Genomic DNA, 12,070 nt, shown 5'->3' with positions numbered 1-12,070 from the left:
GAGAGGTGGCTCGGCGAAGCCGAGACGGAGTGGGGGTCGACCAGCGCCGCAAAAGGCAATGCATGCGCCAAGCTGCCATGCACCCTATCGCCAAAGACCAGTTGTTTGGAAATGTGCATGCCGTAGCTTGCGGGCGAGATCGCTAGCTTTGCCCGCCCTACTTCGCAACGCCAACGCAAAAAGGGCGGCCGAAGCCGCCCTCTTGGGAGAACTGGGTCCCTCCATCAAAGGAAAATGATCACCCTGCCGTGCCTGTGGTGATGGTTGTGGTGGTGGTTGTAGTGCTTCCACCAGAACTTCTTGAAGTGCTTCTTGTGATGGTGGTTGTGATGATGGCCGTGCATGCCGTGGGCGGACGACGTGCCGACAGTGCCGGCGAGCGCGCCGGTGGCGACGAAAATGGCGACGAGGCCTGAGGTAAGAGTGCGCTTGAACATGATGATCTCCTGGATCCTTGATCGAGGCGACCCATTCGCCTCTAACCATCAGTCGGCGCGGCGCGGCAAAAGGTTCGATAGGTCGAGGAGATTTTTTGTGGGGCCTTTGGCCCAAGTGAATAGCGAATAGCGAGGAGGAAAAGGCAGGAACGCCACTTACCAATCGCTACGTTGCCGTTCCCTATTCGCTATTCGCTATTCGCTACTCACTATTCGCTCTCTCTCACCCCATCCCCGTGACATGGCGCAGCCAGAACGCCAGCGCGATGAAGCCGATGATGGTGGTGACGCCGGTCCAGTCGACATTGGCCTTCTTCACATCGCTGATGATTTTCACCAGCAGCATCCAGGCCACGAAGATGATCGGGAGAATGATGACTAATCTGATCATGCCACACCCCTGCGCAAAGCGATTGCACCTCCCCTAGATGTAGGAAGCAATCTAGCGGTTTTCAGGATGCCCTCGTCGACGGGCCACGCGGCATGCCGGGAAAAAACGGAGTTTTGTCTTTACTGGCGCAACAAATATGCTAACCGGAGCGCCGTGCCCTTGTAGCTCAGCTGGTAGAGCAGCGGTTTTGTAAACCGAAGGTCGGCGGTTCGATTCCGTCCGGGGGCACCAGCAAAAGTGCGGCAATTGAGTAAATTCAGACAGTTAATCTATTGTCATCGAGTTCGATCCGCCGCCTGATCCACGTTGGAAATCATGCACTTACCCGCGAGAATATCCGCCCCGGAGCATCACCATGTGGAAAGCCCGCCACCGTGCGGCGGCGGGATTTATTGAAGATTAGAACGGCACCTTCCACGCTCCGCTCTCGAATTTCTGGATAATGCCCGCGTCGAAACCTGACTGCCATTCCTCGCCGGCGTTGAGTTTCATTCCAGAGGTTGTGGCGGCGCCGGTGTTCGGCCGCGGAAGTCCGGAGCTCCTCGCGGGATGCCTGTTTGCACCGGCCTTCCTGATACCTAGTCGCCGAATTCAGGCGCAGCAACTTAGTCTACAGGTGTGACTTCCTAGCTACATACAAAGTTGCAGGCTCATCGATATAAAGCGCTTGGCGATTTGATGGGGATTTCATGAAAGCTTTTTTGCTCGCTTCATTCGTTGCGCTTTCGGCGGCTCCGGCCATCGCTGCCGATATGATGACCGCTCCTGTCGACACCCCTGAATGGACTTGGCAAGGGCCATACGCCGGCGTGTTCGGCGCCGGAACGTTGGAACATTACAAGATCTATGAGCCGGGCGCCCAGGCTGGCGCAACGCACAACGTCGGCTCGGCCGCGGTCGGCGGCTTTGCAGGCTATAACTTCCAATCCGGCAAGATTGTCTATGGCGTTGAAGGCGAGCTTGGCTACCGCTTTAAGAAGAACACCTTCGACGATATTCCAGGCCCAGGCGTTCTCGACGCCTCCACAGGTTTGTTCGGATCCGTAAAGGGTCGCGTTGGCATGGACATCGGAGCCTACATGCCGTTTGTCACGGCTGGTGTAACCGCCGCAAAGCTGAAGACGTTCTATCCAGGTGGAAACGCCGAGCGGGATGCAACTTTGGTCGGTGGCATTGTTGGAGCAGGCATCGACGTCGCTCTCACACACAACGTGTTCTTGCGAGGCGAATACGACTTCTCCTTCTTCGGCAAGAAGTCGCTTGAATATTGCGGCGGCGGATGCACGCTGGAACACACGCTTCAGACGCACGATTTCCGCGTCGGCATCGCGATGAAATTCTAACTGTTCAGCGCGTCTCCGACGTTGACGCGCTCCGCAGGAATAGCAAGACCAAGGTCCAGCTTGTGAATGGCATTCCGCGGGCGCAATGTCGCCACGAACCCGACGGCCAGGGGCCTGGATCGCAAATAGTTCGCGGCTCAGGCCCCTCGTCCGTCCCGGACAATGCTATGGGGGCTCTTCTGCCGGGCGCTCCGGCCTTTGTTGTGCTGGCCCGGTCAAATTCCACCGGATGAACGTAGCATCCTTCCCGGTGACTTCCCGCACCGCCCTTAACAGCACCTCATGCAAGACGCGCGTCTGTCTGTAGTGGTCGCAATGCGGCGATATGAACTGCTTGATGATGCTCAGGTGCAGCGCCTCCGCCGCCACGAGAAAGCGCTCGATTTCAGCCTGCGATAATCGCTTTGAAGGTTTTGACCGAGCCATTGCGACACCTTTTAAGAGTCGCCCCACTCGAATCGAGGATAATATTCCTACTTTCCTCAAGGCATGTAAAGCGGTCACGCCCAAAGCCACCACTAAGACAGGAACCAGGCGGGAGAGCCGTCCCAGGGATGCGACGACGCATTGCCGAGATATTTCTCTGTTGTCGCGCAAAGAAAAAAGCCCGTCGCGGTTTGGCGGCAGGCTCTCTCTATGGGCTTCAGTGGACTAGAATTTGTAGGCGATGCCGAAGCGAACCTCATTGATCTTCAGATCAATATTACCAATCGGCAATGATTCAGTGCCGAAATCAGTATAGCGATACTCGGCGCGCAGCAGAAGATTGTCGGTCATGGCGTAGTCCAAGCCCGCGCCTATCGTCCATCCAGTAAATGTGTCTCCGAAAGAACCTGAGACGGTATTACTGCTTGTGTCGATGTCGCCAAATGCAACGCCACCCGCAACATAGGGAAGCAAGCGATCAACGGCATATCCCAGTCGAAGTCTTGCCGCCCCACTCCACTTAAGTTCCTCGGTCCCGATGCCGCCCGGAAATGGGAGACCGGGAGCGGCGAATATTTGGCCGCTGCCATCAACATTCGCATATACGACGTCCAGTTCCGCACCAATGACGATATTGTTCGGCATCTGGTAGTTGTAACCGGCGTAGACACCTCCAAGGAACCCGTCAGGATCTGTCTCAATGAAGCCCGGGCCGCTGGCCTGCCGTATATTCCCCTCACCCCGAGCGTAGCCTGCCTGAAGACCGATATACCCACCTGTCCAGCTAAAAACCGGGGCGACTTCTTCGACCATGGCATCGGCAGCGAACGCCGATGAAGCCAGCAGAGACAACGACAAACCAAGAAGCAGCTTCTTCATTAGGTGATCCCCTACAACCCACCATTTCGTAGCAGAGCGCGCCGTTATGTGCCGTTGTATTTCCGCCACATTGAACCTAAATTCAAACTGCGATCAGACGAGATTGTATAGCGAGAGTCTTGCGTGCCCGCCTTGCCCACAAGCGAGCGCGAATGCTCGTCTTGCTCGAACAGCTTGCTCACGCCCCAATGCTCGTTAGAGACGCCGTCGCGATCCGCGCCCATCTGCGCGCCGCATTGCGTACCAAACCGTACGTTGAATCCTTCTTGGGTCACGCGTGAGAAGAGAGTAAATAGATCCTTTCGCAGGAAGGGAGGCCGCGATGGTTGAAACGCATATAGAAGTCGCACGCGCGGCTATAGAAACCAGCTTTCGGTTGCGGCACCATTCCCTGGCCGGAACCGCCTCATTTCGCCGCGGTATGGACCACTCCCGACGCGCAATCGAGGCCTCGCGCGAACTGCTCAAGGGCCTTCGCCAACGTCACGGCGATGACCTGGCCCGAGGTTGGGAAGATCCGGACCCCAGGTCCTGTTGCCGTCTCAACCTTCGATGCCGACATTCTCCGCTCTGCATTTCGAAACCTGGTCCGGGAAACAAGCGTTCCCGCGTGTGAATGGCGCCACCTGGCTGAAAGCTTGGTCCGCGAATATGTCGGGTGCGAGCAGGTTGACGCAGGCTTGTTGGACTGGATTACCCACAAGTAGTCACCGCTTGGATAAAATCGCGTACCGACGCAAAACAGCCCGTCCCGCCCACATTGCCGGTGACACGAAACGGGCTGCGGAAGCCGGCATGCGGCGCTTCCTGCAATCCAACTTTGGACGCGCCCGGATGTTCCGTTAGCTTCTGCTGAAAAGCGGGTACATCCTGTTGCTGTGGCCATTCGACAGTCGCTGGTAGAGTAGACCCGCCGCTCCATTTGCGAAGCGACGGGCTCTCGCCCACCCCATACCTGTCAGAGCAATTTAGATGCCAAATTGTTTGACCCGTTATGGAGCACAGCCTTCGCGTTGCCAGTCGGTCCTGCCAGTCGCCTTCTCGTCGCTCTACCTCGACATCGATAACCATGCACATCATGCCGGCGTTGGCCGCGATCACGAAATTGTCGGATTCGTACGAAGCAGAGTTCTGTACGATTCCAACCCTTTAACTTTGCACACCCCTGTTTTGTAATTCGGCGGCTGGGGGACGCCGTGCATCAGGTCGCATTTCACTGTCAATCGCGCGCCAGTGGGCGTATCTTCTCTAAATCGTCTGCACGTGTTTACGGGCGCGGACGGCAGGGAGATTGGAAAGCTCTTGCCCCAAGCGGGATTGAGCTATGACCAATCAAGAGAACGATTCCTATAAAAACCAATTGTTGCGTCGGCTTAACCCTGGTGACCTGGGGCTTTTGCAGCCACACCTTGAACTGTGTGACCTCGAGCTGAAAATGACCTTGGAGAAAGCCGATTCGGAGATCGAGACGGTTTACTTCCTGGAAGACGGCATTGCCTCTGTGGTCGCGGCGGCTTCGGGTAAGGAGGCCGAGGTAGGTCTTGTCGGCTTTGAGGGAATGACCGGTGCCGCGCTCGTGATGGGCGCTGACTATGCGGCGCATCAATGTTACATTCAGTCGCCCGGCAGCGCTTTCAGGATCGGAGCCGAGCCCTTCAAGGAGGCTCTTGCGAACAGCCCAACGTTGCGCCTGTTCCTGTTGCGCTATGTCCACTACTTCCACATCCAGACCAGCTATACGGCCCTGATCAACGCAAAATCAAACCTTGAAGAGCGGTTGGCGCGCTGGCTTCTAATGTGTGACGATCGGGTCCACGGCGAACGCCTTGCGATCACCCACGAGTTTCTCGCCATCATGCTTGGAGCAAGACGCCCAGGGGTTACCGTTGGACTGCAAGTGCTGGAAGGGCGCGGTTTCATCTATTCTCGACGAGGCGAAGTGCATATCAGGGACCGCAGCGGCCTTGCGGCTTGCGCAAACGGCACCTACGGCAAACCGGAGGCCGAGTATGCGCGGCTGGTTGGATGAGAGCGCCTTCCCAGCATGCCGGACGTGGACCACTATAATAGGTGCTTCCAGACACTTGTGCTCGCGCCAGCAAAACAGCCCGTCCCCATATTGCCGATACAGGAAACGGGGTGCGGAAGCCGCGATGCGATGCTCCCGCAATTCAACTTTGGACGCGCATGGATGTTGCGTTAGCTTCCGCTGACATGCTGCAGTCAGCTACCGCGACACCGAAAGTCGTTCATATCCCGTGGGTCAGTACAAGGTAAATAGCGGGCACCAACATCAACCAGCCGCCCATTCCTAGAACCACCAAAATGGCCATGCGCTCTGTTCGCCTGACAAGGTCGGCAATGTTTTCCTCGTCCCGCAACGAGACGGCGTCCGCAAACCCCGCGGCATGGTCGTTGTCATTTCCCGGTTGGTTTGCGCTGCCACTCGCATTCAATCTTTGGACCAATGTCATTGTTATCGTTCACCAAAAAGATCCCAACCGGCCCGTTCTCGGCGCGCGAGCCGGAACGGGCCAAGGCGGAAAACTAGTTAAAATCGAAGGACGACCGAAGGTCCCCGTCGGCGGTAGCACCGGACGCGACGGCGGCCATGCCGCCAGTAGCTGCGGCAAACCCGTCTCCAGCCTCGCCGGCGGCGGCGGTGGGGACGGTGGTGCCAGTCCCGATGGTAGACTTGCTGCACTTCTGCCTGTGCATCTTCGTCAAAGGTCGCTGTTTGTGGCGTCTCAAGTTCGTCGAGGATGCCGCGTCCGGCTCCTGGAACACCCGCTACTGCGTCGATTGGGCGGACAGCGCTTGCAAGGGCCGCTGCCCCGGCAACACCAAACATTGCAGTCAAGAAGGATCGCCGATCCATAATAAACCTCCCAAGGTACCTGAGCTAAAAAGAGCGCGCTGCCGAATGAGCAGCCCAGCGCACGGTGAAATACAGGACCCGCCAGCCGCCGAAGCGGCTCACGGGTCCTATCAGCGCAGGAAGGGACGTACCGCGCCGATCCACGTCATGTCAGCCAAGGACTATCCCCATCACCAGGAAGGTGATGGCTGTTGCCAAAATCGGTGCGAGCAACCATCGCGCCTGGCCGACACTTTTTTCCACTGTTTCTCTCCGCGTTTGCAGAGACAACAACCTTCAGGCCTAAGCCGTTCCGCCTACTCCCAACGGGTAAGACCATTGCGTTTGCCAATCAGACTTTGGTCCTGCGCAGGTTCAGCCAGAAGCCCGTATGAGGAACGTTTGGCCTGGCGACGTGTTCGGGTGGCCAGCCGATCGTGCTGCCGCCAGTTACAAGAGGAGAAAAACTATGAGGATGCACCTAAGCAGCGCCGCTGCGGCGCTCTTGCTGTTGGCCAGCGTCGGCGCAGTTGCGGCACAGGATGTGGTTGTCACACAGGAACAGGACACCGTCGTGCGCGAATACGTGAAGAAGCAACCCTTGGCTTCTGTGAAGCTTCCCGGGGGGGGTGGAGTTGAACGTCGGCACGGCTCTGCCAGACACGGTCGAGCTCCACGAGGTCCCCAACGTCAAATACCGCTGGTCGACAACCGAACGGTTCTGGTGGACCCGAGCACACGCAAGATTGTGAAAGTCTACGACTGAAGCTTCGAACCGGCCACGCCCGCCGGCAGGGATGGCGGCGGGTTGTGCTCGTCAATCGCCACTGAATCGGACAATGAAAATGATGAGCCCTGAAGTCGAGACGTCGCAAGCCCTCGTGGCGCGCCTGGCTGATCTCCAGGCGAAAGCGCGGGCAGCACCTATAAACGAAGCCGAAATAAAGACCTTCCAAAAGCTCGCAACCGTCACGGACGACAGCTGCGGTCATTCGGCTCGGGATTTGGCCATTCCAGGTTCGATGACGACATAGTGGTGCACGAGGTCACACCCTGATCGCCGCCGCCAAAATCCAGTTCTGCCTGCGGATCGCCGCGCGCAGCTCCGGGTATCTTCGCCGCGTCGCGCTTCACGAACTCGATGAACATCATGTCATTGAAGATCAGTTCGTTGAGCCCCGATGCTCCAAAATATCCCAAACTGGGCTGCCTTCTATGACGCGCTCGCAACCTGGGCGGATGCCCCAATCCTGGTGAACGTGTTCCGCACCCTGACAGACTTGTAGACGTAGGCGACCCAGAGCCCTGTCACCACAAACGAGACTATGGGGGCCACCAGCGCATCGCCTGCGAGCACCAGGCTCACCGGAACGCCCAGAACTGACGCAACCCAGATCGTGTCCAGGATAAACACGACGGGAATCGCCAGCCACTGGAGCAGAAACAATTGCGGAAAGCGGCGGCTACGCCGCAGCATCGAAACGAGCACAATCAGCTGAAGCGCCAGAAATGCCAGATTAAGGGCAACCTCGCCATACACCGCCAGCGGCCCATTTGAGAGGGTCATGAGTTGCTGGTAGCCGTCGGTCGAATTGGCGAAGTCGGCAAGCGTCCGCAATGGTGACACTGCCTGACCGATAGCCAGCAGCATCAGCCAGCCGCCGAAGCCCACAAGAGCCTCAGGATTCTGTGACGGCTTCGCGGCTGATCGAACGGCAAGGAAAACAGGCACGCCGATCAACAGCAGCAAGATCGCCCAATGCCAGACTGAAAACGTCCCCATTTACCCCTCCCCCTATTATGCCCTCCTAGGTTGTACCAGATTTCAAACTCAACTCAAGAGGCGACCCGCGTCTGAAACCAGGTCTTGTGCGGAAGCGACGCTTTCTCCTGCCTGCTCCTGACGTGTCACACCCCAATCGCCGCCACCAATATCCTATTCTGCCTCCGTATCGCCGCGCGCAGTTCCGGTATCTTCGCCGCGTCACGCTTCACGAATTCGATGAACATCATGTTCATGTTGTTGAAGATCAGTTCGCCGAGCGCTGCACCGTCGATGTCCTGGCGCACCAGGCCAATCTCCTGCAGCCGGGCGACCAGGGCGCGGATCTGTTCGGTCAGGGCGCGGTCGAGCGCGGTGTAGGCCTGGCCGAACGGGCTGTCGGGCAGTTGCGTCGAGATCGCCATCGCCTGCCGCCACATCTCCTTGCTGAGATAGTGCAGCGAGTGCTCGATATAGATGCCGACCAGCGTGTCCAGCGCGTCGCCGACATTGGCCGGCGGCTTGGCGACGACGCCTTGCCCGGCATTCAGCACCTCGTTGACCTCCAGCGAGACGATGGCGCCGAGGATGTCGCCCTTGTTCTCGTAGTAGTTGTAGATCGTCCCGACAGAGACCTCGGCCTGCGCGGCGATCGCCTCGATCTTGGCGCCTTCGTAGCCGGCCTCGCGAAACAGTTCGGCCGCCGCCTCGATGATACGCCGGTGCCGGTCCGCCTTTTGCCTAGCCCGCAATCCGCTCATTCCCAGCCTCTTGCCACAAAACAGAATTGACTCAATTTTAGAATTGGTTCAATTTTTTGCAAGAAGCCACAAAGGCAAGGGAGAACACTCGATGTCACACACAGCCAGCAATCCGCTTTCCATCCTGAAGACCCGTTTGCGCACAGCTGCCGCAGCCGCGGCGCTGCTGCTTTCGACGAGCGCGCAGGCCGCCGATCTCAACGCGCTGATCTGGTGCGATCATGCCGATCCGGCCTTGCTGCAGCCTTTCGAGGAGGCCAATGGCGTCAAGGTCAACGTCAAGGAATTCGAGGGCACCGGCGCCGGCCTCGCCATCGTGGAGCAGTCGCAGCCGGGCGACTGGGACGTGATGGTGATCGACAGCATCGACGTGCCGCGCGGCGTCGAGAAGGGACTGTTCGAGCCATTGCCGGAAGACAAACTGCCGCTGGCCGATCTGTTTCCGCAGGTGAAGATGGACAGCTCCACCGTGGCCGGCGGCAAGCGCTACGGCATCACCGAAAAGTTCGGCTACAACACGATCGGCTACAACAAGACCAAGGTCGATCCGGCCGACATGCAGTCGATGGCGGCACTCACCGGCGACAAGTACAAGGGCAAGGTCGCCATTTACGACTACTACCTGCCGGTCATCGGCATGGCCGCACTGGCGATCGGCAAGAAGACGGCCGATCTCACCGAAGCCGACCTGCCCGCCCTCAAGGACGAGCTCTTGAAGATGAAGGCCAATGCCAAGCTGGTCGGCGAAGTGACCGCCAGCCAGACGGCGCTTGCGACCGGCGAGGTCGACATATTGGTCGGCGGCGGCGAATGGGTGACGGCGGGCCTGGCCAAGGAAAACCCGGCGCTGGACTTCTCGGTCCCCAAGGAGGGTGCGATTCTCTGGTCGCAGTCGCTGGCCATGTTCAAGGATTCCAAGAACAAGGACATGGCGCTGAAGTTCATCCAGTACATTATGAGCCCGGAAGGCCAGGCGCGCCTTGCCACCTCCTCCTGCTATTGGGGCATGCCGGCCAACACCAAGGCCGCACTCACCGACGACCAGAAGAAGGCCCTGCGCTTCGACGAGCAGCCGGGCTTCCTGGCGCGCGCCCAGGCCTATCCGGCGCCGAACGCCGATCTCGACAAGAAGATGCAGGATATGTGGACCGAAATGCTGCAGGCGAAATGAGCCGATAGCGCTCATGAGCAGCTCGGCAAACAACGGACGTGCCCTGCCCCGGGCGGGCTCTGCTCTGCCCCGGGCGGCCCTGCCCCGGGCGGGCTCTGCCCTGCCCTGGGCGCTGGTCACGCCGGCGCTCGGCTGGACGCTGCTGTTCTTCGTGCTGCCCTTCATCGCCATGGGGTTTTCCAGCCTGACGGCGCATGAGGGCGGCGGCTTCACGGCGTCCAACTACAGCCAGTTCTTCAACAACCCGTCCTACTGGCAGGCGATGGTGAACTCGCTGCAGGTGACCGCGATCGTCACCGTAATTTCGGTGCTGCTCGCCTATCCCTTTGCCTGGATCCTCGCCGAACAGGTTCCGGAACGCTGGCAGCGGCTGGCACTGATGCTGGCCGTGCTGCCGTTCTGGACCTCCTATGTCGTGCGCTCCTACTCCTGGCTGCTGGTGCTGGCGCAGAACGGCGTCGTCAACCGGGCGCTGACCGGCTCCGGCCTCATCAGTGAGCCGCTGCAGCTCGCCAACACGCGGTTCGCCACCGTCACCGGCTTCGTGCACTTCTTCGTCATGCTGTTGACGCTGACCATCTTTGCCAACCTCAAGCAGTTGAGCCCGAGCTACCGCAAGGCGGCCGCCGATCTCGGCGCCGGGCCGGTGCGCACCTTCCTGCATGTCGTGCTGCCGCTGACCTTGCCTGGCATCATGGTCGGAGCCTTCCTGACCTTCGTGCTGTGCATCGGCGATTACATCACGCCGCAGATCTTGGGCGGCAACAACGAGCTGCTGATGCCGCAGCTGGTGATGATGCAGATCGGCAGGCGCGGCGATTTTCCGCTGGCCTCCGCACTGTCCATCATCCTGATGGCGGTGGTCACATCAGCCTATCTCGCCTGCGCGCGCTGGCTGAAGATCGAGCGGGCCTGAGATGCGCCGGATTGTCCGCATCGCCTCCTGGCTCTACGCGCTCGCCGTCTACGGCTTCATCTTCCTGCCGGTCGTCGTGCTGGTGCTGTTTTCACTGCAGGCGACGTCGTTCCCGATCCCGCCCTTCACCGGCCCGTCGCTGCGCTGGTACGATGCGGTTCTTTCGGACACGCGGCTGACTTCGGCGCTGGTCAACTCGCTGCTGGTGGCATCCATCTCCTCGCTCGCAGCCGTCACGCTCGGCTTTCTCTCCGCCTGGGGCTTTGCCCGCTTCGTCCTGCCTGGCTCCGGCCTGCTGCGCGGGCTGATCACCCTGCCGCTGACGGTCAGCTATCTCATCATCGGGATGGGGCTGCTGGTGCTGTTCAACTGGGCCGGCGTGCCGAAATCGCTGCTTGCCGCCGGCATCGGCCATGTCGTGATCAACCTGCCGCTGTGCTTTGCCATCATCTACAGCCAGATGGGCGACCACCAGATCAACATCGAGCGTGCCGCGCGCGACCTCGGCGCGCCGGAATGGAAGGTGCTGCTGCTGATCACCGTGCCGGTCATGGCGCCCGCCATCTTCGCCGGCTTCTTCCTGTCGATGACCTTCTCCTGGGACGAGTTCGTGATCTCCTTCCTGCTCACCCGCTTCGACACCACGCTGCCGGTCGAAATCTGGAACCTCCTGCGCTCCGGCCTCAACCCCAAGACCAACGCCGTCGGCTCGCTGGTCTTCGCGGTTTCCATCGTGCTAGTCGTGCTGTTCGAATTGACATTGCTGCGCAGGAGAAAGGCATGACTGCGCCTTTGGTCGATACTCGCTCCGTCTCGCATCGCTTCGGCCAGCACACCGTGCTGAAAGACGTTTCGCTGCAGATCGAGCCCGGCAGCTACACGATCCTGCTCGGGCCGTCCGGCTCCGGCAAGACGACGCTGCTCTCCATTCTGGGCGGCTTCGTCACCCCCAGCGAAGGCAAGGTGTTCATCCGTGGCGAGGACTGCACCTCGGTGCCGCCGGCCAAGCGGCCGACGACGACGGTGTTCCAGGACTATGCGCTGTTCCCGCATATGAGCGTCGGCAGCAATGTCGGCTTCGGCCTGCGCATGCAGGGCGTCGACGGTACGACGCGCGCTGCAAAGGC

At 59.5% G+C, this 12,070-nt stretch carries 13 protein-coding genes, 1 tRNA gene and 1 pseudogene; 8 read left to right on the top strand and 7 right to left on the bottom strand.

Annotated features, from left to right (window positions below):
• Positions 1 to 224: 224 nt before the first annotated feature.
• Positions 225 to 437: a hypothetical protein gene (locus EOB59_RS31090; protein WP_127396883.1), complete on the bottom strand. Its 213-nt coding sequence runs from the start codon at positions 435 to 437 to the stop codon at positions 225 to 227.
• Between the two features lie 223 nt (positions 438 to 660).
• Positions 661 to 828, bottom strand: a complete 168-nt coding sequence (locus tag EOB59_RS31085) for a hypothetical protein (RefSeq protein ID WP_127268088.1) — start codon at positions 826 to 828, stop codon at positions 661 to 663.
• 155 nt (positions 829 to 983) lie between these two features.
• Here EOB59_RS31085 and EOB59_RS31080 point away from each other — a divergent pair.
• Together EOB59_RS31080 and EOB59_RS31075 are read left to right on the top strand one after the other, a co-directional pair.
• Positions 984 to 1,059: transfer RNA gene (locus tag EOB59_RS31080), tRNA-Thr, on the top strand.
• Between the two features lie 458 nt (positions 1,060 to 1,517).
• The gene (locus EOB59_RS31075; RefSeq protein ID WP_127321675.1) at positions 1,518 to 2,171 is read left to right on the top strand and encodes an outer membrane beta-barrel protein; all 654 of its coding nucleotides are present in this window, start codon (positions 1,518 to 1,520) and stop codon (positions 2,169 to 2,171) included.
• Between the two features lie 165 nt (positions 2,172 to 2,336).
• Here the strand turns inward: EOB59_RS31075 and EOB59_RS37360 are convergent, their stop codons facing one another.
• Together EOB59_RS37360 and EOB59_RS31065 are read right to left on the bottom strand one after the other, a co-directional pair.
• Positions 2,337 to 2,597: a hypothetical protein gene (locus EOB59_RS37360; protein WP_128290014.1), complete on the bottom strand. Its 261-nt coding sequence runs from the start codon at positions 2,595 to 2,597 to the stop codon at positions 2,337 to 2,339.
• 225 nt (positions 2,598 to 2,822) lie between these two features.
• A complete protein-coding gene (locus EOB59_RS31065; protein ID WP_128290013.1) occupies positions 2,823 to 3,476 on the bottom strand; it encodes an outer membrane protein in 654 nt (217 codons plus the stop codon).
• Between the two features lie 1,324 nt (positions 3,477 to 4,800).
• Between EOB59_RS31065 and EOB59_RS31055 the strand changes: the two genes are divergently transcribed.
• On the top strand, positions 4,801 to 5,505 hold the full coding sequence (locus EOB59_RS31055) for a Crp/Fnr family transcriptional regulator (RefSeq protein WP_127810305.1): 705 nt from the start codon (positions 4,801 to 4,803) through the stop codon (positions 5,503 to 5,505).
• Positions 5,506 to 6,802: 1,297 nt separating this feature from the next.
• Positions 6,803 to 7,099 (top strand): annotated as a pseudogene (locus tag EOB59_RS36895) (DUF1236 domain-containing protein).
• Between the two features lie 203 nt (positions 7,100 to 7,302).
• On the opposite strand, the gene EOB59_RS35415 reads toward EOB59_RS36895, so the two are convergent.
• The 3 genes from EOB59_RS35415 to EOB59_RS31020 all read right to left on the bottom strand — a co-directional run bounded on the left by EOB59_RS35415 (position 7,303) and on the right by EOB59_RS31020 (position 8,856).
• Positions 7,303 to 7,533: a hypothetical protein gene (locus EOB59_RS35415; protein WP_164895802.1), complete on the bottom strand. Its 231-nt coding sequence runs from the start codon at positions 7,531 to 7,533 to the stop codon at positions 7,303 to 7,305.
• Positions 7,534 to 7,546: 13 nt separating this feature from the next.
• Positions 7,547 to 8,116 (bottom strand): DUF2569 family protein, encoded by a 570-nt coding sequence (locus tag EOB59_RS31025; protein ID WP_128290010.1) that lies wholly within the window; start codon positions 8,114 to 8,116, stop codon positions 7,547 to 7,549.
• A gap of 125 nt (positions 8,117 to 8,241) precedes the next feature.
• Positions 8,242 to 8,856, bottom strand: a complete 615-nt coding sequence (locus tag EOB59_RS31020) for a TetR/AcrR family transcriptional regulator (protein ID WP_128290009.1) — start codon at positions 8,854 to 8,856, stop codon at positions 8,242 to 8,244.
• Positions 8,857 to 8,947: 91 nt separating this feature from the next.
• Here EOB59_RS31020 and EOB59_RS31015 point away from each other — a divergent pair, with 91 nt between their 5' ends.
• From EOB59_RS31015 to EOB59_RS31000, 4 genes are all read left to right on the top strand, one after another.
• Positions 8,948 to 10,027 carry a spermidine/putrescine ABC transporter substrate-binding protein gene (locus EOB59_RS31015; protein WP_127396425.1) on the top strand — a complete coding sequence of 360 codons (1,080 nt, stop codon included), beginning with the start codon at positions 8,948 to 8,950 and terminating at the stop codon, positions 10,025 to 10,027.
• A 13-nt stretch (positions 10,028 to 10,040) separates the two neighbouring features.
• Complete coding sequence (locus tag EOB59_RS31010; protein ID WP_127810303.1) at positions 10,041 to 10,943, top strand: ABC transporter permease; 903 nt, start codon at positions 10,041 to 10,043, stop codon at positions 10,941 to 10,943.
• Position 10,944: 1 nt separating this feature from the next.
• Positions 10,945 to 11,727 (top strand): ABC transporter permease, encoded by a 783-nt coding sequence (locus tag EOB59_RS31005; RefSeq protein WP_127810302.1) that lies wholly within the window; start codon positions 10,945 to 10,947, stop codon positions 11,725 to 11,727.
• A partial coding sequence (locus EOB59_RS31000) for an ABC transporter ATP-binding protein (protein ID WP_164895801.1) occupies positions 11,724 to 12,070 on the top strand: 347 nt, incomplete at its 3' end. The genes EOB59_RS31005 and EOB59_RS31000, both read left to right, overlap by 4 nt.

The sequence above is a fragment of the Mesorhizobium sp. M7A.F.Ca.MR.176.00.0.0 genome (genome assembly GCF_004023165.1).
Classification (GTDB): Bacteria; Pseudomonadota; Alphaproteobacteria; order Rhizobiales; family Rhizobiaceae; genus Mesorhizobium.
Note: the sequence above shows the minus strand (reverse complement) of the source record. Positions and strands in the feature narration are given on the sequence as shown.

Coding starts and splice junctions, on each gene's coding strand:
- EOB59_RS31090 (WP_127396883.1), bottom strand. CDS start 437: ATGTTCAAGCGCACTCTTACCTCAGGCCTCGTCGCCATTTTCGTCGCC.
- EOB59_RS31085 (WP_127268088.1), bottom strand. CDS start 828: ATGATCAGATTAGTCATCATTCTCCCGATCATCTTCGTGGCCTGGATG.
- EOB59_RS31075 (WP_127321675.1), top strand. CDS start 1,518: ATGAAAGCTTTTTTGCTCGCTTCATTCGTTGCGCTTTCGGCGGCTCCG.
- EOB59_RS37360 (WP_128290014.1), bottom strand. CDS start 2,597: ATGGCTCGGTCAAAACCTTCAAAGCGATTATCGCAGGCTGAAATCGAG.
- EOB59_RS31065 (WP_128290013.1), bottom strand. CDS start 3,476: ATGAAGAAGCTGCTTCTTGGTTTGTCGTTGTCTCTGCTGGCTTCATCG.
- EOB59_RS31055 (WP_127810305.1), top strand. CDS start 4,801: ATGACCAATCAAGAGAACGATTCCTATAAAAACCAATTGTTGCGTCGG.
- EOB59_RS31025 (WP_128290010.1), bottom strand. CDS start 8,116: ATGGGGACGTTTTCAGTCTGGCATTGGGCGATCTTGCTGCTGTTGATC.
- EOB59_RS31020 (WP_128290009.1), bottom strand. CDS start 8,856: ATGAGCGGATTGCGGGCTAGGCAAAAGGCGGACCGGCACCGGCGTATC.
- EOB59_RS31015 (WP_127396425.1), top strand. CDS start 8,948: ATGTCACACACAGCCAGCAATCCGCTTTCCATCCTGAAGACCCGTTTG.
- EOB59_RS31010 (WP_127810303.1), top strand. CDS start 10,041: ATGAGCAGCTCGGCAAACAACGGACGTGCCCTGCCCCGGGCGGGCTCT.
- EOB59_RS31005 (WP_127810302.1), top strand. CDS start 10,945: ATGCGCCGGATTGTCCGCATCGCCTCCTGGCTCTACGCGCTCGCCGTC.